This window comes from Streptococcus mitis (assembly GCF_946190325.1).
Classification (GTDB): Bacteria; Bacillota; Bacilli; order Lactobacillales; family Streptococcaceae; genus Streptococcus; species Streptococcus mitis_CF.
This window is the reverse complement of record NZ_CAMHZR010000082.1, coordinates 1-237: the sequence shown is the minus strand read 5'-3', so window position 1 is coordinate 237 and position 237 is coordinate 1. Positions and strand designations below refer to the sequence as shown.

Annotated in this window: 1 protein-coding gene; it reads right to left on the bottom strand. The window is 43.0% G+C overall.

Annotated features, from left to right (window positions below; all coding sequences use genetic code 11):
- Positions 1 to 237 (bottom strand): hypothetical protein (locus N8M95_RS09270; RefSeq protein ID WP_261117096.1); only part of this gene is annotated, 237 nt, incomplete at both ends.

The following is a 237-nucleotide window of genomic DNA, read 5'->3' as shown; positions in this document are numbered from 1 at the left end:
GACAGACTGAGTTCCACCAGTGAGATTATCGGATCCACTCCAGATATACGCGTAACTTCCATTTCCTCCTGATGCATAAGCAGTGAATGTCACTTGATCATTAGAATTTACTGATGAAGGACTAGCCAAACAATACACAGAAAGTGCTTGCTGAGCTGACGCTGGAGCAGGAGTAAGTACGCCAATAAACGCTACGATAATACCAATCTTCGCTAGGGTGGTTATGGTTTTCATATA